The 18,078-nt window shown below is 69.4% G+C and carries 16 protein-coding genes; 7 read left to right on the plus strand and 9 right to left on the minus strand.

The annotated features are described in order from the left end of the window. Positions 1 to 7: 7 nt before the first annotated feature. The 3 genes from WFH23_RS02905 to dapD form a co-directional block, all read right to left on the minus strand. Complete coding sequence (locus WFH23_RS02905; protein ID WP_336661517.1) at positions 8 to 760, minus strand: IclR family transcriptional regulator; 753 nt, start codon at positions 758 to 760, stop codon at positions 8 to 10. Between the two features lie 69 nt (positions 761 to 829). Continuing rightward, positions 830 to 2,068: an MFS transporter gene (locus WFH23_RS02910; RefSeq protein ID WP_336661518.1), complete on the minus strand. Its 1,239-nt coding sequence runs from the start codon at positions 2,066 to 2,068 to the stop codon at positions 830 to 832. Positions 2,069 to 2,288: 220 nt separating this feature from the next. Further along, on the minus strand, positions 2,289 to 3,245 hold the full coding sequence (gene dapD, locus WFH23_RS02915; RefSeq protein ID WP_200329408.1) for a 2,3,4,5-tetrahydropyridine-2,6-dicarboxylate N-succinyltransferase: 957 nt from the start codon (positions 3,243 to 3,245) through the stop codon (positions 2,289 to 2,291). A gap of 69 nt (positions 3,246 to 3,314) precedes the next feature. Here dapD and dapE point away from each other — a divergent pair, with 69 nt between their 5' ends. Further along, the gene (gene dapE, locus WFH23_RS02920) at positions 3,315 to 4,451 is read left to right on the plus strand and encodes a succinyl-diaminopimelate desuccinylase (protein ID WP_442918672.1); all 1,137 of its coding nucleotides are present in this window, start codon (positions 3,315 to 3,317) and stop codon (positions 4,449 to 4,451) included. 89 nt (positions 4,452 to 4,540) lie between these two features. Beyond that, the gene (locus WFH23_RS02925) at positions 4,541 to 4,711 is read left to right on the plus strand and encodes a DUF3117 domain-containing protein (protein ID WP_090147993.1); all 171 of its coding nucleotides are present in this window, start codon (positions 4,541 to 4,543) and stop codon (positions 4,709 to 4,711) included. Positions 4,712 to 4,761: 50 nt separating this feature from the next. Here WFH23_RS02925 and WFH23_RS02930 read toward each other — a convergent pair whose 3' ends face one another. Beyond that, the gene (locus WFH23_RS02930) at positions 4,762 to 5,427 is read right to left on the minus strand and encodes a class I SAM-dependent methyltransferase (protein WP_090147996.1); all 666 of its coding nucleotides are present in this window, start codon (positions 5,425 to 5,427) and stop codon (positions 4,762 to 4,764) included. 186 nt (positions 5,428 to 5,613) lie between these two features. Between WFH23_RS02930 and WFH23_RS02935 the strand changes: the two genes are divergently transcribed. After that, on the plus strand, positions 5,614 to 5,988 hold the full coding sequence (locus tag WFH23_RS02935; protein ID WP_090147998.1) for a twin-arginine translocase TatA/TatE family subunit: 375 nt from the start codon (positions 5,614 to 5,616) through the stop codon (positions 5,986 to 5,988). Between the two features lie 16 nt (positions 5,989 to 6,004). Continuing rightward, a complete protein-coding gene (locus WFH23_RS02940) occupies positions 6,005 to 7,828 on the plus strand; it encodes a putative bifunctional diguanylate cyclase/phosphodiesterase (protein ID WP_336661519.1) in 1,824 nt (607 codons plus the stop codon). Here WFH23_RS02940 and WFH23_RS02945 read toward each other — a convergent pair. Genes WFH23_RS02945 through WFH23_RS02955 form a run of 3 tightly spaced genes read right to left on the minus strand, consistent with a single transcriptional unit; the run spans position 7,815 to position 10,832 of the window. Next, positions 7,815 to 8,978 carry an Mrp/NBP35 family ATP-binding protein gene (locus WFH23_RS02945; RefSeq protein ID WP_336661520.1) on the minus strand — a complete coding sequence of 388 codons (1,164 nt, stop codon included), beginning with the start codon at positions 8,976 to 8,978 and terminating at the stop codon, positions 7,815 to 7,817. The two genes, WFH23_RS02940 and WFH23_RS02945, sit on opposite strands and share 14 nt — an antisense overlap. Beyond that, the gene (locus tag WFH23_RS02950; protein ID WP_234037077.1) at positions 8,971 to 9,561 is read right to left on the minus strand and encodes a DUF1003 domain-containing protein; all 591 of its coding nucleotides are present in this window, start codon (positions 9,559 to 9,561) and stop codon (positions 8,971 to 8,973) included. The genes WFH23_RS02945 and WFH23_RS02950 overlap by 8 nt, the downstream gene beginning before the upstream one ends. Next, positions 9,558 to 10,832 carry a magnesium transporter MgtE N-terminal domain-containing protein gene (locus tag WFH23_RS02955; protein ID WP_200329402.1) on the minus strand — a complete coding sequence of 425 codons (1,275 nt, stop codon included), beginning with the start codon at positions 10,830 to 10,832 and terminating at the stop codon, positions 9,558 to 9,560. Before WFH23_RS02955 ends, WFH23_RS02950 begins: the two co-directional genes overlap by 4 nt. 43 nt (positions 10,833 to 10,875) lie before the next feature. On the opposite strand from WFH23_RS02955, the gene WFH23_RS02960 reads away from it, so the two are divergent. Together WFH23_RS02960 and WFH23_RS02965 are read left to right on the plus strand one after the other, a co-directional pair. Continuing rightward, on the plus strand, positions 10,876 to 12,132 hold the full coding sequence (locus WFH23_RS02960; protein ID WP_336661521.1) for a YncE family protein: 1,257 nt from the start codon (positions 10,876 to 10,878) through the stop codon (positions 12,130 to 12,132). 62 nt (positions 12,133 to 12,194) lie between these two features. Then, positions 12,195 to 12,698 (plus strand): general stress protein, encoded by a 504-nt coding sequence (locus tag WFH23_RS02965; protein ID WP_234037075.1) that lies wholly within the window; start codon positions 12,195 to 12,197, stop codon positions 12,696 to 12,698. A gap of 41 nt (positions 12,699 to 12,739) precedes the next feature. Here WFH23_RS02965 and WFH23_RS02970 read toward each other — a convergent pair whose 3' ends face one another. After that, positions 12,740 to 13,099 carry a hypothetical protein gene (locus WFH23_RS02970; RefSeq protein ID WP_336661522.1) on the minus strand — a complete coding sequence of 120 codons (360 nt, stop codon included), beginning with the start codon at positions 13,097 to 13,099 and terminating at the stop codon, positions 12,740 to 12,742. A gap of 186 nt (positions 13,100 to 13,285) precedes the next feature. Between WFH23_RS02970 and WFH23_RS02975 the strand changes: the two genes are divergently transcribed. After that, a complete protein-coding gene (locus WFH23_RS02975; protein ID WP_336661523.1) occupies positions 13,286 to 14,083 on the plus strand; it encodes an NAD-dependent epimerase/dehydratase family protein in 798 nt (265 codons plus the stop codon). Between the two features lie 15 nt (positions 14,084 to 14,098). Here WFH23_RS02975 and hrpA read toward each other — a convergent pair whose 3' ends face one another. Further along, complete coding sequence (hrpA, locus tag WFH23_RS02980; protein ID WP_336661524.1) at positions 14,099 to 18,055, minus strand: ATP-dependent RNA helicase HrpA; 3,957 nt, start codon at positions 18,053 to 18,055, stop codon at positions 14,099 to 14,101. Between the last annotated feature and the right edge of the window lie 23 nt (positions 18,056 to 18,078).

Raw genomic sequence — 18,078 nt, forward strand, 5'->3', positions numbered from 1 at the left:
CATCGCATCAGCGGCGTTCTGATCGCAGATCGCCTTCGATGCCGCGGGCGGCGCGCACGAGCACTTCGAGCGCGGCTTCGGGAGGGTGCTCACGCGGAAGGACGACGGACAGCGCTGCGACGACAGCACCGGCGCGGCGGAGCGGCACGGCCACGCCGGTGGAGACTTCCTCGATCGACCCCGGTGCGATCGCCCGCCCGAAGCGGCGGATCTCGATCAGGGTGCGTCGAAGGTGCGCCGGGTCGGTGATCGTCTCGGGTCCGACCCGGCGCAGTGGGGCCGCGAGCAGGCGCTCGCGCAACTTCGGGTCGGCGTGCGCCAAGAGCACGAGTCCGGACGACGAGGCGTGCAAGGGCAGCCGGCCTGCGACGCGCGCGATGTTCGCGCCAGCACGCGGGTGCGAGAGTTTTTCGAGGCACAGCGCCTCGTCTCGCTCGAGCACGGCGAGCTGGGTGTGTTCCCGAATCGCCGACTGCACCCGCTCCATGTGCGGGAGGGCGACCTCGCGGAGCCGGTGCGCGGTGGAGCCGCGAAGCGCCAGTTCCCAGAGGCGCAGCCCCAGCCGGACTCGATGCTCGTCATCCCGTTCGAGCATGCCGTTCGCGACGAGTTCGCCGACCAGTCGGTGCGCGGTCGAGGGCGGTAGCCCTGCGCGTCGTCCGATATCGCTGACCGTCTGCGAGGTGCGATCCTCCGAGAACGTCTCGATGACGCGCACGATCCGCGTGATCATCGACTCACCGCTCGCCGAGTTCGCCACGGCGTCGGCCTCCCTCCGGTGCTGCGGTGCGCGGGGTTCCAGCCGAAGCGCAGGGGCGTTCCACGTCGCTCAGACCTCCGCCGCTGCGAGCGATCGAGAGCGACGGTCGGCCGCCGGGCGCGGTGCCGGTCTCGGGATCACCACCACCGCCAGCATCCCCAAGATCGCAACGCCGGCGAAGAAGTAGAATCCCCCTGGGTACGCGAGTCCTGCTGAAACCAGCGCACCGGTGATCCACGGACCCGCGATCGCGCCGAGCCGCCCCACGCCCGCGGTGAAGCCCATGCCGGTCGCGAGGAGCGCTCGGGGGTAGATGTACCCGACGAACGCGTAGACGAGTACTTGCGCGCAGAAGACGAAGACACCGGTCACGAGGATCACGAGATTCAGGGCGACGACGTTCGACATCTGCACGCTGAGCAGTGCGAGCAATGCGGCCGCCGCCGCGAACCAGGCGAGCGTCGTTCCCTTGATCCCGAGCGCGTCGCCGGTTCGCCCGCCGATGAGCAGACCCATTACGGCGCCCACGTTGAGGACGAGGAGCATGATGAGCGAACTCGAGAGCGGGTAGCCGGCGAGTTCCATGATCTTCGGCATCCAGGTGTTCAGCCCGTAGACCAGCAGCAGACCCATGAAGGCGGCGATCCACAGTGCCACCGTGGCGCGTGCGCGCCGCTCGGTGAACAGATCGCGGATTCCGTACACCCGCTCGTGCGTTCCGGCGTCGTGCTCCGCCGGCGCGTGCGTCTCGGGGAGCTTGAACCACATGACCGGCAGTGTCGCCAGCCCGAGGAGACCTCCGAAGATGAAGAGCCGGCTCCAGTGCTCATGCGCCCAGAATGCCGCCAAGGAGGCGAGCACTGCGCCGACGTGGTACCCGGTCATCATGAACGTCGAGGCTCCGGCACGCCGGCCGTCGGGAGCCGATTCCTGCATCATCGTGAGGGCGATCGGCATGCAGCCGCCGAGTCCGACACCCGCGATCAGTCGGGAGAGGCCCATGCATGCGACGTTCGGCATCACCGGGAAGACCAGCGTGAAGATGGAGAACACGAAGATGCAGGCCATCAACGCCGAGCGTCGCCCGAAGCGGTCGGAGATGGTGCCGATGATCACGGCGCCGATGCCGACGCCGACGAGGGAGATCGTGGAGACGAAGGTCATGTCGGCGACCGTCACGCCGAGGTGACCATGACTCTCGCTGGTCATGATCGGGATCGTGGCGCCGAGAGCCACGATGTCGAAGCCGTCGAACATGACGGTGAGCCAGCACAGGCCGATGACCCATCTGCGGGTTGACGTACTCAAGGTGCACTCCATTGTGTGGTGAGGTGACTACAGCGATAAACGCAGCCCCCTGCGACATGGATCACACCGATTCAGTGTTGCGCGGCCATGACTGCCTCGTCCAGAACTTCCCATTGAACGGGCGACTCCGACGCGTCGCGATCGCCGATGTCTCCGAGCGCAGCGCAACGGCCGCGCCCCTCAGATGCGGAGGAGCGCGGCCGTGATGCGCCGAATCCGGTTAGGCGTGCAGAGCCTGGTTGAGCTCGATGCCAGCGCCTGCTCGGGGCAGCGCCTCCACGGCGCCCGTACGCGAATTGCGACGGAAGAGCAGCTTCGGGATCCCGGAGAGCTCGATCGCCTTCACCTCGACTGCGGTGCCGGGCGACTCGGCTGTGCCGTGGGGCAGCACGACCTTCGTGCCAGCCGTGACGTAGAGGCCCGCTTCGACGACGCTGTCGTCGCCGACGGAGATGCCGATACCGGAGTTCGCGCCCAGGAGGGCGCGCTCTCCCACGGAGATGCGCTCAGTGCCGCCGCCCGAGAGCGTGCCCATGATGGATGCACCGCCGCCGATATCCGAGCCGTCGCCGACGACGACGCCCTGCGAGATGCGGCCCTCGACCATGGATGCCCCGAGCGTGCCGGCGTTGAAGTTGACGAACCCCTCGTGCATCACCGTCGTTCCCGGCGCGAGGTGGGCGCCGAGGCGTACTCGGGAGGCATCGGCGATGCGCACGCCCTTCGGCACGACGTAGTCGGTGAGCCTCGGGAACTTATCGACTCCCACCGCGGTGATGCCGGCGCGCTTGAGCTGCGGCAGCCGGGCGGCGTAGTGCTCGGGAAGCATCGGTCCGGCGGTGGTCCAGGCGATATTGGGGAGCCGCCCGAAGATGCCGTCGAGGTTGAGTGCATTGGGGCGCACGAGGCAGTGCGAGAGCACGTGGAGCCTGAGGTAGGCGTCCTCCGTCGATGCAGGAGCGGCGTCGAGATCGATCTCCACGTCCACGAAACGCAGTTCGACGCCGCGCAACTCGTCGGTTCCCGTGAGCCCGGCGAGCTCGGCGGGGGCGATCCACGGTTCGCGATCGTCGGGGCGCGCGCCGAGCGCGGGTGACGGGAACCAGGCGTCGAGAACGGTGCCGTCGGCGGCGATCGTGGCGATGCCGGCGGCCCAGGCGGAACGAGAAGCAGTCATGGGTTCCATCGTATCGTCGCGATCGGGTGCGCGGGCACGGACGCCCGGAGAGGCAATAGGCTGGTTCGGGTGAGCAGTGATTCGAACTCGACGCCCCCCATCGCCCCCGACCCCGTACTCGATCCGACGCTCGGTCCCGTGGAGCTCACGCGGCAGCTCTGCAACATTCCGTCGGTCTCGGGCGACGAGCGCGAGATCGCCGACGCCGTCGAAGCGGCACTCAGGTCGCACGCCCCCCATCTCGCCGTGACGCGCGACGGCGATACGCTGGTCGCCCGAACCGAGCTCGGCCGCGAGCGTCGCGTTGCGATCGCCGGCCACCTCGACACCGTCCCCATCAATGACAACCTGCCGGTGCGGGACGAGGTCGACGACGCGTCGGCGGAGCCGATGATCTGGGGGCGCGGCACCGTTGACATGAAAGCCGGTGTCGCGGTGCAACTCGCGCTCGCGGTCGAGCTCGTCGAGCCGTCGGTCGACCTGACGTGGATCTGGTACGACCACGAGGAGGTCGCCTCTGATCTGAGCGGTCTCGGTCGCGCCATGCGCAATCATCCAGGGCTCTTCGAGGCCGACTTCGCGATTCTGGGCGAACCATCGAACGGGACCATCGAGGGGGGATGCAACGGAACGCTCCGAGCTCGAGTGAGCGTGCACGGCAAGCGCGCGCACTCCGCTCGCAGCTGGATGGGGGTGAACGCCATTCACCGGGCCGGCGCGTTGCTCGAACGTCTCTCCGCGTTCGAGCCGGAACGCATCGTGGTCGACGGCCTCGAGTACCGCGAGGGGCTGAACGCGGTCCGCATCGATGGCGGGGTCGCGGGGAATGTGATCCCGGACGAGTGCTCCTTCGAGGTGAACTACCGCTTCGCGCCGAGCCGGAGCGGTGCAGAGGCCGCGGACTACGTGCGCGAGTTCTTCGCCGATGCCGATCGTGTCGAGATCGTCGATCTCGCGCCCGGCGCGCGCCCGGGTCTCGACGCACCGCTCGCACAGCGCTTCGTGGCCGCGGTCGGCGAGGCGCCGAACGCGAAATTCGGGTGGACCGATGTCTCGAGATTCTCGGCGCTCGGCATCCCCGCGGTGAACTTCGGACCGGGCGATCCGCTGCTCGCGCACGCGGACGATGAGCGGGTGCCGGTCGCGCAGATCGAATCGACTGCCACTGCGCTTCGCGAATGGTTGACGCACGACATTTCGCGCTGAACTGTATCGCGACGCGGGGCGGAAATTAGCCCTGCCTGGGCGGAAACCGATAAAATGGAATCCGTGCATCAAACCTGCAAGGAGGCGTCATGGCTGCAATGAAACCGAGGACCGGGGACGGACCCATGGAAGCGGTGCGTGAAAGCCGCTTGATCGTGGTTCGTGTACCGCTCGAGGGCGGCGGACGTCTGGTGGTGTCTGTGAACGATCAGGAAGCCGCACAGCTGCGCGATGTGCTCGCCGGCGTGCTCGACGGCTAAGGCGCCGTTCTCGCTTCCCGTTCAGCGGTACCGGATCGAACCCCCTGCGGCTACCGCCGCGGGGGGTTCGGCGTGCCGGGGGCGTCGCCGTCGAGACGCACGAGGGTGAGGAGGCCGTCGCCCGCCGGAGACAGGATCGGAGCGATCGCAGGGGACTCGGCGACGAGCGCGAGGAGATCCCGCATCGCCTGAACGTCCTCGTCCCGTGCAGCGGGATCCGGAACTCGGCCGTGCGCGAACGCGCCTGGAACGATGATGCATCCGCCGGGCCGCACGATTCCGAGTGCGTTCTCGAAGTGCTCCAGCAGCTGGGCCGGTTCTGCGTCGATGAGCACGAGGTCGTACGCCGCCAGATTCATACGCGGCATCACGTGCCGAGCGTCGCCCTCGATGAGGCGCAGACGGGCAGCGGCGATCCCCGCATCGGAGAACACCCCGCGAGCCTCCCGCAGGTGCTCGGGTTCGATCTCGATCGAGGTGAGCGTCGCTTCCGAGGCGTACCGGAGCAGGGAGAGTCCGCTGACGCCGACACCCGTGCCGACCTCGCAGATGGCCTGCGCGCGGGCGAGCACGGTCGATCCTGAGAGCTGCGCGCCGACGGAGCGGCTCACCGGTTCGATGCCCAGCTCGAGGGACAGGCGGCGGGCGCGGACGAGCGCCTCCGTCTCGCCGGGGTACTGCTCGGCGTACTGCCAGTTGCGTTCGAGCTTGCTCACGATTTCCTCCGGTGATGCTCCGCCCCGGCGTGCCGGCATGACGGCGAGGCGGAGCGATCCTGAATCACCAGCGTAGGGCCGCCGTGCGATCCCTCTCGCAGCACACGCGGGTCAGCGGGAAAGCGGGCGCGAGACGCCGCTCAGAATTCGGCTCGGCGATCAGTGGTGACCGCTACGATAGCGGTTGTGGGCCTGACGATCGACAAGATTCTGGTGATCCTCGTGATCGCCATGTTCGTGCTGGGCCCGCAGCGACTCCCGATCTATGCGCAGAAGCTCGGCGAACTGGTGCGCAACGTGAAACGCATGGCGGACGGCGCGAAAGATCGCTTGCGCGACGAGATGGGTCCCGAGTTCGACGACGTCGACTGGCGTCAGCTCGATCCCCGCCAGTACGACCCGCGCCGCATCATCAGGGATGCGCTGCTCGAAGACGAGCGCGAGGCCAGGGACGCGGCTCGGCGGTCGAACATGGCCGACGCCGAAGCCCGACGCGGAATCAGGCCGGACTCGGGGAGCGGCGCCGCAGGAGTGCTGCATTTCGACGAAGAAGCGACGTGATGGACGGGAACATCGGGTGACCGCGAACGAGATCGACGGCAATGGTGCCGTCGGGGGGATCTCGAATGAACAGCGCAGCACGCATGAGCGGGTCGCGCGTCCGCAGCACGACACCGACAAGATCCTGATCGCACTGAACGAGCGGTCGATCGTCGCCGTGACGGATGCCACGGGTCGCATCACGCACGTCAACGACCGCTTCTGCGAGCTCTCGCAGTTTCGGCGCGACGAGCTGATCGGACGCACGCACCGGGTCGTGAACTCCGGACACCATCCGGCCGCCTTCTTCGCCGACCTCTGGAGCACGATCTCCGAAGGCCGCATCTGGCAGGGCGAGATCTGCAACCGCGCTCGCGACGGGTCCAAGTACTGGCTCAATACGACCATCATCCCCCTCATGCGAGACGGCGACCTGCCGGTCAGCTACGTGGCTCTGCGCACGGAGGCGAAGCGGCGGCGGGACGCCGAAGCCGCCGTGCGACGTCTCGCCTACGTGGATCCGGTGACCGGGCTCGAGAACCGGGCGGCCATGCTCCGCGCGATCGAGCGCATCACGTCGAGTCGGACGCCGAGCGATGAGTTCTCTGCCTTCGTGACCGTGAGCCTCGACCAACTCCCATCGGTGAATGATGCGTTCGGGTTCGAAGCGGGGGACCGCCTGCTCCTCGACGCAGGGCTGCGGCTGAAGGGCCTGGCCGACGGCGTCACCCGCGTCGGCCGAATCGGCTCCCATACCTACGGAGTGCTGCGGCAGGATCTGGGCGTCGAGCTCGGCGCCGCCGAAGACGCCGTGCAGACCACCATCGGGCGCATGTTCGAAGCGCTCTCAGCAGCCAGTGAGACGTTCTCCGGCATCGTCATCGGCGCCGGGGTCAGCGTGGGGCACGTGCTCTGGACATCGCCCGGCGCCCGTGGCGACCCGGCTCGCGTCGACGCAGAGCGCGGGACCGACGCGTTCATTGCGTCGGACGATGCCAATGAAGTGATGAAATGCTCCGAGATCGCGCGGAAGCGGGCGAAGCGGATGAGCGGGCAACGGCGCGCGCAGCGATTCGAGCAGCGGATGCTCGACGAGGTGCACGACCGCATGGTGCTCGTCTCCGAACTGCGAGCGGGCGTGGAACGCGGCGAACTCCGCCTCTACGCGCAGTCGATCGTCGATCGGAAGCGCCGCGTGATCGGCAAGGAAGCCCTGATTCGGTGGCAGCACAGCTCCCGCGGATTGATCCCACCCGATGAGTTCATCCCGATCGCCGAGCAGACGGGCCTGATCACGCAGATCGGGGACTGGGCGCTCGAACGCGCATGCCAGGTGCTCGCGCACTGGGCCGCTTCGGAGGCAACCGACGAGCTGACCCTCGCCGTGAATCTCAGCGAGCGCCAGCTGCACGCCGACGGATTCGAGGATCGCGTGCGCGAGATGATCTCGCGATACGGCATCGCACGCGGACGCCTCAAGTTCGAGCTCACTGAGAGTGTGCTCCACAGCGACCTCGCGCGCACGATCTCGCTGCTCGAGCACCTCCGCGCCGACGGCGTGCACGCCTCGCTCGACGACTTCGGCACGGGCTACTCCTCGCTCAACTATCTGCGTCGGCTCCCGGTGCAGCAGTTGAAGATCGACCGGTCGTTCGTCTCGTCGATCGTCGAAGACGATCGCACGGCCGCGATCGCGGAGACGATCGTGCGCCTCGCCCGGATATTCGGCCTGCAGGTCGTCGGCGAGGGCGTTGAGACGGAGGAGCAGTTCGCCCTCCTGCACGCCCTCGGCGTGGACGCGTTCCAGGGGTACCTCTTCGGCGGGCCCGAGCCCATCGAGGCGCCGGCTATCGCGGGCTGATACCGAGAGAGCGCCCGGCGAGGCCGCGCCCGCTGCGGGCGAGCTCCGCGGCGATACGAATCACCTCGGCCGCGGCCGGGTCCGCCTGGTCGGTGAGAACGGTCGGCGCCCCCGCATCGCCGCCCTCGCGGAAGACGGGGCTCAGCGGCACGCTTCCGAGGAGCGGAACGGTGCCGTGCTCCGGGTCGCTCAGTCGTTCGGCGACCAACCGGCCACCGCCCGCCCCGAACAGGTCGAGCACGCTCCCGTCCGGCTGGGTGAACCCTGCCATGTTCTCGATGACGCCGATGACCTTCTGACCGGTCTGCCGGGCTACGAGCGCACTGCGAACGGCGACATCCGCCGCCGCTTCCTGGGGAGTGGTGACGACCAGCACCTCGGCCTGCGGCAGCAGCTGGCCGATGCTGATCGCGATGTCGCCCGTACCGGGCGGCAGATCGAGGAGCAGGACGTCGAGGTCGCCGAACCACACATCGCGTAGGAACTGCTCGATCGTGCGGTGCAGCATCGGCCCCCGCCAGGATACGGCCGTGCTTCTCGGATCGGCGTCACCGAGGAACATGCCGATGGAGATCACCTTCACACCGTGCGCGACGGGTGGCAGGATCATCTCGCCGACCCGCGTTGGCTGCTCGGTGCGCCCGTCGCGGCTCAGTCCGAGCAACCCGGGAATGGAGAACCCGAACACGTCGGCATCGACGAGTCCGACCGCCAAGCCGTGCTGGGCGAGCGCGACGGCGAGCCCCGTCGTCAACGACGACTTGCCCACGCCGCCCTTGCCGCTCGTCACGGCGATGACGCGGGTGAGCGAGTCCGGGCCGAACTGCTGCGGCCGGGCACCGCGATCCCCCCGTACGCGTTCGATGAACGCCTGGCGCTCCCGCGTCGACATCACGCCGACGATGACTTCCGCCGCCGTGACTCCCGGCGCCGCCTCCGTCGCCGCTCGCACATCCGCCTCGATGCGCCGAGCCGCCGGGCACCCTGCGATGGTGAGCAGGATCGAGACCTCGGCGCCCCCGGCCGCATCGACCGTCACGTCGCGCACCATGCCGAGCTCCGTGATCGGGCGGAGGATCTCGGGGTCCTTGACGCGATCGAGCGCATCCCAGACGGCCCGCGCCGTTCCGGCGGCGGGCCGTTCAGTCATCCTGCGAGCTCGCAGACCGCTCCGGCGAGGCGTCGCGCCGAGCGCGACTCCTCGTGCCGCGATCTCGCGGTTCGTCGCTCGATGCCTCGTCGTCGGCGAGCTCGGCGAGCAATGACCGGAGTTCTGCACGCAGGAAGTCGCGGTCGGGAAGATCTTTGAGCGCGAGACGCAGAGCGACGACCTCGCGCGCGAGGAACTCCGTGTCGGCGAGATTGCGCTCGGCGCGCTGGCGATCCTGCTCGATCTGCACACGGTCGCGGTCATCCTGGCGATTCTGCGCGAGCAGGAGCAGCGGCGCCGCGTACGAGGCCTGCAGGGAGAGAATCAGCGTGAGCGCAGTGAATCCGAGCGCCGCAGAGTCGAACCGGAAGGACTCGGGCCCGTAGGTGTTCCACAGCAGCCAGGCGACGCAGACGATGGTGAGTGCGAAGAGGAACCACGGGGTACCCATGCCGCGCGCAATGCTCTCGGTCCACCGGCCGAAGCGCTCGCTGTTGCCCGAGCGGCCCTCACCGCGCGCCGAGACCCGCGCGCTCGCAGCACGCGGGGCGTCGAGCCCGCCGCCCCGCTTGAACGCGCTCATCCGGCGGCTCCGGTGCTGACCGGGGCGTCGTCATCGGCGTGCCGCCAATCGTCGGGCAGCAGATGATCGAGCACGTCATCGACGGTCACGACTCCGACGAGCCGGTTCTGATCGTCGACCACGGGCAGCGCGACGAGATTGTAGCTGGCGAGGCGGCGGGATACTTCGGCCGCGCTCGCGTGCACCGTCACTGGCTCGATCTCGGCGTCCAGCAGCGAAGCCATGCGCTCGTGCGGCGGGAACCGCAGCATGCGCTGGAAGTGCGCGAGGCCGATGTACTCGCCGGTCGGCGTCTCGTAGGGCGGGTGCGTCACGTACACCGCAGACGCCATCGCCGGAGAGATCTCCGCCCTGCGGATCATCGCGAGACCCTCGGCAACGCTCGACTCCCCGGCCAGCACGATCGGCGCAGGGCTCATCAGCCCGCCTGCCGTGTCCGCATCGTACTCGAGCAGCCGACGCACGTCTTCGGCTTCCTCCGGCTCCATGAGGTCGAGCAGCTCGGCGCCCTGCGCGGCCGGCAGCGCTGAGATGAGGTCGGCGGCGTCGTCCGCCTCCATGCGGTCGAGAACATCGGCGGTGCGGCCCGAGGGCAGTTGCGCGAGCAGGGCGAGCTGATCCTGTTCGCTCATCTCTTCGAGCGCGTCGGCGACGCGCTCGTCGGGCAGCTCCTCGATCACCTCGATCATGCGCGGCTGAGGCAGTTCGAGCAGCGCCTCCGCGAGGTCGGCCGGTTTCAGATCGACCAGTGTCTGGATGAGCAGCTCGGCGGTGCGCGTGCCCTCGGCAGAACTCGGAAGTCGCAGCTCGCCCCAGCGCACGATGCGGGCGTCGCCTCGGCTGAACGGGGCCGCGGGCTTCGGCAGGCGCACGAACACTTCCGTGACGAGCCACTCGCCCGTGCGGCTCCGCTCGATCGCGGCGTCTTCGATCCGCGCGGTCGTCGTGGGACCCGCGTTCGTCTGAGCCAACTGCACATCGCGCCCGATGAGTTCCGCGATCATGCGGGTCTCGCCCCCGCGCTGCTCGAATCGGCGCACGTTGATGAGCCCGGTGGTGATGACCTGACCGGAACCGATCGACGTGACGCGGCCGATCGGCACGAACACGCGGCGCTTCCCGGGAATCTCGACGATGAGGCCGACGACGCGCGGGGCGCTGGTCGCCCGGAAGACGATCAGTACGTCGCGCACTTTGCCGATACGGTCGCCGACCGGATCGAACACGCCGCGACCGGCGAGCCGACCGACGAAGATCCTCGAAGTACTCACCCCACTACGGTACCGCTCAGCGACGTGCGGCGATACTGAGGGCATGCACCCAGCGTCTTCGCTCTCCGGCCCGTCAGCGCCGTGGGAGCCAGCCGATGCCCCAACTCGGAGGGACACCGAGCATCGCGTGTCGCGCAGAGACGCGGTGCGCCTCACCGCCTGGGGCGCGCTCGCGGCGGCCGGGGCGCTGCTCGTCGGGTGCGCCCCGGAACCGCGAGCAGACACCTCGCCAGGCGACCGTGCGCCCGACCCCGCCCCCGCCCCGGAGAGTGACGCCCCGTCTGCGCCGCAGGAGGCCCCGATGCTGCTGCTCGCCTCCCTCGCGCAGTCCGACGCCGTCGCCATCATCGACCCCTCCGTCTCGGATGCGGAGGCGGTGCAGCTCGTCACCGTGGGAGCCGCGCCCTGGGGCGTCGGCGTCGCGGGTGACGGACGCACCGGGTACGCGGCGACCGCCGAAGGTCTGGCGGTGATCGATCTCGGTGCGGCCTCCCGCACCGCCCTGGTGCCCTTCCTGCACCCGGCGAATCGCGTCGAGTTCGGCGAGTACCGGCCGGGCGGCCTCGGTCTCGCGGTCTCGCCCGACGGCAATCGGGTCTATGTCGCAGTGACCCCTGGTGATGGCGCGTACGCCCTCGAGGTCTTCGACACGCGCGTCGGCGAGTTCGTCGGTTCGGTTCCCGTCGGGCTCCGCCCCTTCGACGTCGTCGTCGCGCCGGACGGCACGTGGGCGGCGACGATCGATCACGATGGGTTCACTGTGACCGTCGTCGATGCGGCCGCACTCGTGCCGACGAGTCACACCGTCGCGCCGTTCGGCACCGAGGGCGGGCTCGCCTCGTGGGAGAAGCCGCACTACGGCGCGGTCGATGCCGCAGGCGCGATCCTGCTCCCGTACCAGGGGCGGGTCGTCGTCAAGCTCGACCCTCGCACCGGGGAGACCGCCGCGCTCACGAGCACGGCGGACTCCCACGCCCACGGCACGGCGCTCGCTGGCGACGTGCTCATGACGGTCGGCACCGGCGCGTTCGGCAACGCGCAGAGCGGCCCCAATCTGTCGCTGCTCCGCGTGACCGGCGCGGGTGCGGGGGAGGAGCGCGTCGTGCCGCTCGACGTCCCCCATGAGACGGTCGCGGTGTGGAGAGACGCCGAGGGCGCCGAGTTCGCGGCTGTCGCGGGCGGGAACACGCGGAACGAGGGGTGGGACGGCATCACCCTGGTATCACTCGATTCGCTCGAAACGCGTGCGCTCCCCGTCGCTGGCTACCCGCAGGCCCTCGTTTCGTACGCTCGGAGCTGAATCCGGGTGAGATTCCCCGACTCCTCCGTCGCGTTCGTCGCCGAAAATGGGAGAATCGCACTATGAGCACTCCTGATGGACCCATGCGGTCGTCGCGTCTCCCGCTGGTCCCCGAGATTCCGAAGGGCGAGATCGTCTCGACGTACGACCGGTACGAGGACGCGAAGCACGCCGTCGACGTGCTCGCTCGCGCGAGCTTCCCCGTGCGGCAGATCAGCATCGTGGGCAACGACGTGCGCAGCGTCGAGCGGGTCACCGGCCGACTCACCTACGGCCGTGTCGCGCTCATGGGCGCGCTCTCCGGCGCCTACCTCGGGCTCTTCCTCGGCCTGCTCCTCTTCATCTTCCAGCCGGATAACGGCGCGATCCTCGGCGTCTTCGCCGCGGCCATCGCCATCGGCGCGGGCTTCGGAATGCTCTTCGGCGTGCTGTCGTACGCGATGAACCGCAACCGCCGCGACTTCTCGTCGGTGATGCAGATGGTCGCGACGCGATACGACCTGATCACCGAACCCGAGCTGCTGCACGAAGCGCGGCGCGTGCTCACGGAGGCCGTGGAGAAGTAGCGCGCGTGCGCGGACCGAGGCCCGGCCCGCGCGATCCCGAACTACTTCTCGAGACCGTTCAGCGCCCGGATGCCGGCGTTCTCGAGAGCGCCGAGCGGCGTTCCATCCGCGAGTTCAGTCTCGACGCGGACCGTCGACATGCGCATGCGCGTCGACTCCGGCGTCGCTTGGGCGAGCGGGGTGCAGGCGTACTCGGCGAGGTTCTCGATCGAGTGCTCGGAGAGCCAGGCGCGGGTGTCGGGATGCGAGAGCGACGCGTCGTAGACCACCTTCACGATGCCTTCGTCGGCCGAGACCGATGAGAGCGCCCGTGCCGCCAGGTCACCGGACTCGGCGCGTGCTTCGTGGAACTGGCGGATCGCGTCGGCGATCTCCTGGTCTGAGGCTGGGGTCTCGTTCACGGGGCACTCTCCAATGCTCGATCGGTGGTCGGGATGACGCAGGCCGCATCCGACGGCGCGGAGCGCACGGGAGGTCGGCCAGCGCCAGTTTACGAGCTGGCCGCCGCCGCGTCGCGGGGTTGACGCGGCCCTGGCTGCTCCTGAAGGCGCGCGAGAGCGGGCGCCGCTCCCCGCTAGGATCCGAGCATGGGCGCGATCGAGAACAGTCACTGGGTGGTCACGGGAGCAGCGGGCACCATCGGGTCGACGCTGCGGCGAGCGCTGCACGATCGGGGGGTCGCACTGACCTCGACCGATGCGCGTCGGGCCGAGGTCGTCGGTGATCGCGACCGCTTCGCGGTGGCTGATCTCGCAGACCTGACCGCGCTGACGGAGGTGCTGCGAGGCGCCCACGGCGTGATCCATCTCGGCGGTATCGCGGACGAGGCGGACTTCCACGACCTCGCCGAGGTCAACATCGTCGGGACGTACCACGTGCTCGAGGCTGCGCGACGGGCAGGCACTCCACGGGTCGTCTTCGCGAGCAGCAATCGGCTGACCGGGATGTACCCGGCGAATACGATGGTGTCGCCCGACATGCCGCCGCGCCCCGACGGCTTCTACGGGGTGTCCAAAGTCGCCGGCGAGGCCCTGTGCCGGCTCTACGCCGACAAGTTCGGCTTGTGCACGGCCTCCGTGCGCATCGGAAGTTACGAGGATCAGCCGACGTCGGCCCGCGAGCAGCGCACCTGGCTGAGCCCAGCCGACGCGGTGCTGGCCTTCATCGCGGCGATGACGACGACCGAACCCGGGGTCGTGTTCTATGCGGTTTCGGCAAATGAGGCGCGCTGGTGGGATCTGGCGGCGGGGGAGGCGATCGGGTTCGCGCCGAAAGACAACGCAACGGCGTCGGGAGACCCGCTCCCGTTCGACCCGCTCGCACCCCAGGGCGGGCCCTACGCCGAGGCCCCCTACTCGCTCGACCGGATGCGGGATCTGCCCTGACCGTCGGCCCGAGCGTCACTCGTCGCGCAGCGCCTTCTGAATGCGCTGCAGCGAGACGGGCTCCGCGGTGCGCAGCTGCTGCGCGAACAGGCTGACGCGCAGCTCCTCGATCAGCCACCGGGCGCGCACGTGCCGCTTCGGTGCGTCGACCGGCAGCGGGACGACCCCGCCGGCCTCGGTGTAGAGAGCGGCCGCTCGGTCGATCTCGTTCTGCCAGGCGCGATCCCGGCCCGGCTGCTCGGTGAGGGCGCGCATGCGCATCTGCACCGCTTCGAGGTACACCGGCACGCGTTCCAGCTGTGCGAGACCGGTTCGCGAGACGAAGCCTTCGAACACCAGGCCGTCGACCTGCCGGGCGGCATCGGCCACCTGGCCGAGCACCTGCATCGACTTCGCCGAGTCGATCGCCTTGCGGGCCAGGCGGGCGCCGTCGAGCACGCGCGCGGTGAGCGAGATCGCACCGTAGATCTCGTCGATGAGCGACCGGGCGTAGTCGTCGGCCAGGGCCTCGAACTCGGCTTCTCTCCAGATGAGCCCGTCCGCCGCGTGTCGGCGGATCACACGGTCGGCGACCGCGAGCGACACGTCGGCGATCGCCTGGTCGAGCGTGCGGTAGGGTCCAGCGCCGAGCAGCAGCTTCTCCTGGTTCGAGAGGTGGTCGCGCACGTACGAAGCCGGCGAAGGAGAGCTCAGCACGAGGAGGCGGCGGATGCCGCGCCGGGAGATGCGCTCCTGCTCGCCCTGATCGGCGACGAGCACCAGATCGACAGCGGTGCGACGGTCGAGGATCGCCGGGTACGCGCGCACCACGCCGGCGCCAGCGGATCCGCGTCCCTTGGCGTACGTCGAATCGACGTGCTGGGGCAGATCTCCGAAGGTCCAGGAGGTCGCACCGGTGCGTTCGAGATCGCTCTTCGGCAGTGCGGCAGCGGCGACCTTCGCGACGCCCTCGGTCGCGCGCTCGCGGTGCGCCGTCTGGAGCTCTGCGAGGTTCTTGCCGGTTCCCACGGTGCGGCCGCGTCCGTCGACGACCCGGAACGTGGGTGTGAGATGCGCCGGAAGCCGGTCGGGGTCGAAGTCCGCGGGCGCTACGGGCACGCTCGTGCGGCGGCGGATCTCGGTGGCGAGCAGCTGCGTCAGCGCCGGCGGCGTCGAGCCAGGCGCCACCGGGGCGTCGAGCTGCGGGCCCACCGTCGCGAGCAGCGTCCGGGCCCAATCCGCGGCCGGGACGACGTGCTTGCGGATGGCCTTCGGCAGCGTCTTGATGAGGGCCGTGACCAGCTCGTGCCGCAACCCGGGCACGAGCTTCTCGAAGTCCGATCCGTCGAGGCGGGGGAGCAGGGGTAGCGGCACGTTCACCGTGACGCCGTCGTCTTCAGCGGTCGGATCGAAGCGATACTTCAGGCGGAGCGTCTGATCGCCGTGCGACCACTGCCTCGGAAACTCCTGCTCGTCGACCGAGTCGGCGTCGTCCTCCACGAGGTCTTCGCGCCGGAGATGCAAGAACTGCGGGTCGGTCGCGCGCTTCTGCTTCCACCACCCCTCGAAGCTGCGCGTCGAAACGACGTCAGCTGGGATGCGCGCATCGTAGAACTCGAAGATGGCCTCGTCGTCGCCCACGATGTCGCGGCGTCGCGTGCGCTCCTCGAGCTGTTCGAGCTCGCGCCGCAGCTGGCGGTTCGCGCGATCGAACGCCTGCGGCGAATCCCACTCCCCGTCGACGAGCGCGTGCCTGATGAAGAGCTCGCGCGCGTGCTCCTGGTCGTACCGGGCGAGCTGCACGCGCCGGCGGTCGACGATCGGAACGCCGTAGAGCGTCACCCGCTCGTAGGCGACTGCCGCCCCCTGGTTCTTCTCCCATCGCGGCTCCGAGATCTGCCGCTTCGCGAGCGGACCCGCGAGTTCCTCGGCCCACGCGGGATCCACCACCGCGTTGGAGCGGGCGAACAGGCGCGAGGTCTCGACGAGCTCGACGCTCATGACCACCTCAGGCGGCTTCTTCGCGAGCACGGAACCCGGGTAGAGCACGAAGCGCGCGCCGCGCGAACCGAGGTACTCCTGCGCCGGCTTGCGCCTCGTCGCGCCCGCTGCAGAGCGGCCGCGCGCCGGCGCGGCGCGATCCTGCCGGTCGTCTCGGACGCCGAGCTGCGACAGGAGCCCGGCGAGCACCGATCGATGGATCGCCTCACCCGAACCGCCGGTCGCACCCCGGTCGGCGCCATCGCGCGGGGCTTTCGCGATCCTCGCGAGCTGCCGATACAGGTCCATCCACTCGCGCACTCGCAGAAAATTGAGATACTCGGCCTTGCAGAGTCTGCGGAAGGCGCTCGACGACAGCTCGCGCTGCTGCTCCTGCAGGTAGTTCCAGAGATTCAGGAGCGTCGCGAGGTCGCCCTGCGGGTCGGAGAACCGGCCGTGCAGCTCATCGGCGCGACCGCGCTCGGCCTGGGGGCGCTCCCGCACATCCTGCACCGTGAGACCGGCGACGATCGCGAGCACCTCAGGCACCACGTCGTGCGCCCTGGCTTCGACGACCATACGGGCGAACCGGGGCTCGATGGGGAGGCGGGAGAGCTCGCGGCCGATCCTCGTGATCCGATGGGTCGCGCCGCGCTCGCCGCCGCGCGGCCCGACCCGGCCCCGGTTCCGCCCCTTCGCGGGAGCGGCCTCCACGGCGCCGAGCTCGGCGAGCAGGCCGAGACCGTCGGCGATGCCGCGCTGGTCGGGCGGAGTGAGGAACGGGAAGCGGGCGATGTCGCCGAGGCCGAGCGCGAGCATCTGGAGGATCACCGACGCGAGCCCTGTGCGCCGGATCTCCGGTTCCGTGAACTCGGGGCGCGAGGCGAAGTCCTCCTCCGAGTAGAGCCGGATCGCGATGCCCGGGCTGGTGCGACCGGAACGGCCGGACCGCTGGTTCGCGCTCGCCTGCGAGACGGCTTCGATGGGGAGACGCTGCACCTTGCTGCGGGCGCTGTACCGGGAGATGCGCGCCGTGCCGGCGTCGATGACATAGCGGATACCGGGCACCGTCAGCGACGTCTCGGCAACGTTCGTGGCCAGCACGATGCGACGAGCGCCGCCCGTGCGCCGCTCGAACACGCGATGCTGCTCGGCGCTGCTCAACCGCCCGTACAGCGGCAGGATCTCGGTGCGGGCGCTCCGAGCCGAGCTCCGCAGGCGCCCCTGCAGCGCATCGGTGGCGTCTCGGATCTCGGCCTCGCCGGAGAGGAACACGAGCACGTCGCCCGGCGCCTCCTTTGCGAGCTCGTCGACGGCGTCGCCGATGCCCTCGAACAGGTCGCGCTCGATCGTCGTGACCTTCGGAGCGCCGGTCTTCGCATCGGGCTTCTCGATCTGCTCGACCAGCGGGCGGTACCGCACCTCGACGGGGTAGGTGCGGCCCGACACCTCGATGACCGGAGCGGGCTCGCCCGTCTTCGCGTCTGCGAAGTGCTTCGCGAAGGATTCGGGGTCGATGGTCGCCGACGTGATGATGACCTTCAGGTCGGGGCGGCGGGGGAGCAGCGTCTGCAGGTACCCGAGCAGGAAGTCGATGTTCAGACTGCGCTCGTGCGCCTCATCGATGATGATCGTGTCGTAGGCGGAGAGCTCGCGGTCGCGGTGGATCGCGTTGAGCAGAATGCCGTCGGTCATGAGGCGGACGCGCGTCTCGGCCGACACCTGATCGGTGAACCGCACCTGGTAGCCGACGAGACCGCCGAGCTCAGATCCCAGCTCCTCGGCGACGCGCTCGGCGATGGTGCGAGCCGCGATGCGCCGCGGCTGCGTATGGGCGATCCGTTCGCGCCCGAGCGCGAGCGCGATCTTCGGCAGCTGGGTCGTCTTGCCGGAGCCGGTCTCGCCCGCGACGATGACGACCTGGTGCGTACGGATCGCCTCCGAAATCTCCTCGCGCATCTGCGAGACGGGAAGCTCCTCTGGGAACGTGATCTGGAGCGGGGGCGACGTCATGATGCTCCTATTATCCCGCGCCC

It is taken from the genome of Leucobacter sp. USHLN154 (assembly GCF_037145595.1).
GTDB classification, from domain to species: domain Bacteria; phylum Actinomycetota; class Actinomycetes; order Actinomycetales; family Microbacteriaceae; genus Leucobacter; species Leucobacter alluvii.

Coding starts and splice junctions, on each gene's coding strand:
- dapD (WP_200329408.1), bottom strand. CDS start 3,245: ATGACTGCTTCTCGTTCCGCCTGGGCCGCCGGCATCGCCACGATCGCC.
- WFH23_RS02925 (WP_090147993.1), top strand. CDS start 4,541: ATGGCTGCAATGAAACCGAGGACCGGGGACGGACCCATGGAAGCGGTG.
- WFH23_RS02945 (WP_336661520.1), bottom strand. CDS start 8,978: ATGACTGAACGGCCCGCCGCCGGAACGGCGCGGGCCGTCTGGGATGCG.
- WFH23_RS02950 (WP_234037077.1), bottom strand. CDS start 9,561: ATGAGCGCGTTCAAGCGGGGCGGCGGGCTCGACGCCCCGCGTGCTGCG.
- WFH23_RS02960 (WP_336661521.1), top strand. CDS start 10,876: ATGCACCCAGCGTCTTCGCTCTCCGGCCCGTCAGCGCCGTGGGAGCCA.
- WFH23_RS02965 (WP_234037075.1), top strand. CDS start 12,195: ATGAGCACTCCTGATGGACCCATGCGGTCGTCGCGTCTCCCGCTGGTC.
- WFH23_RS02975 (WP_336661523.1), top strand. CDS start 13,286: ATGGGCGCGATCGAGAACAGTCACTGGGTGGTCACGGGAGCAGCGGGC.
- hrpA (WP_336661524.1), bottom strand. CDS start 18,055: ATGACGTCGCCCCCGCTCCAGATCACGTTCCCAGAGGAGCTTCCCGTC.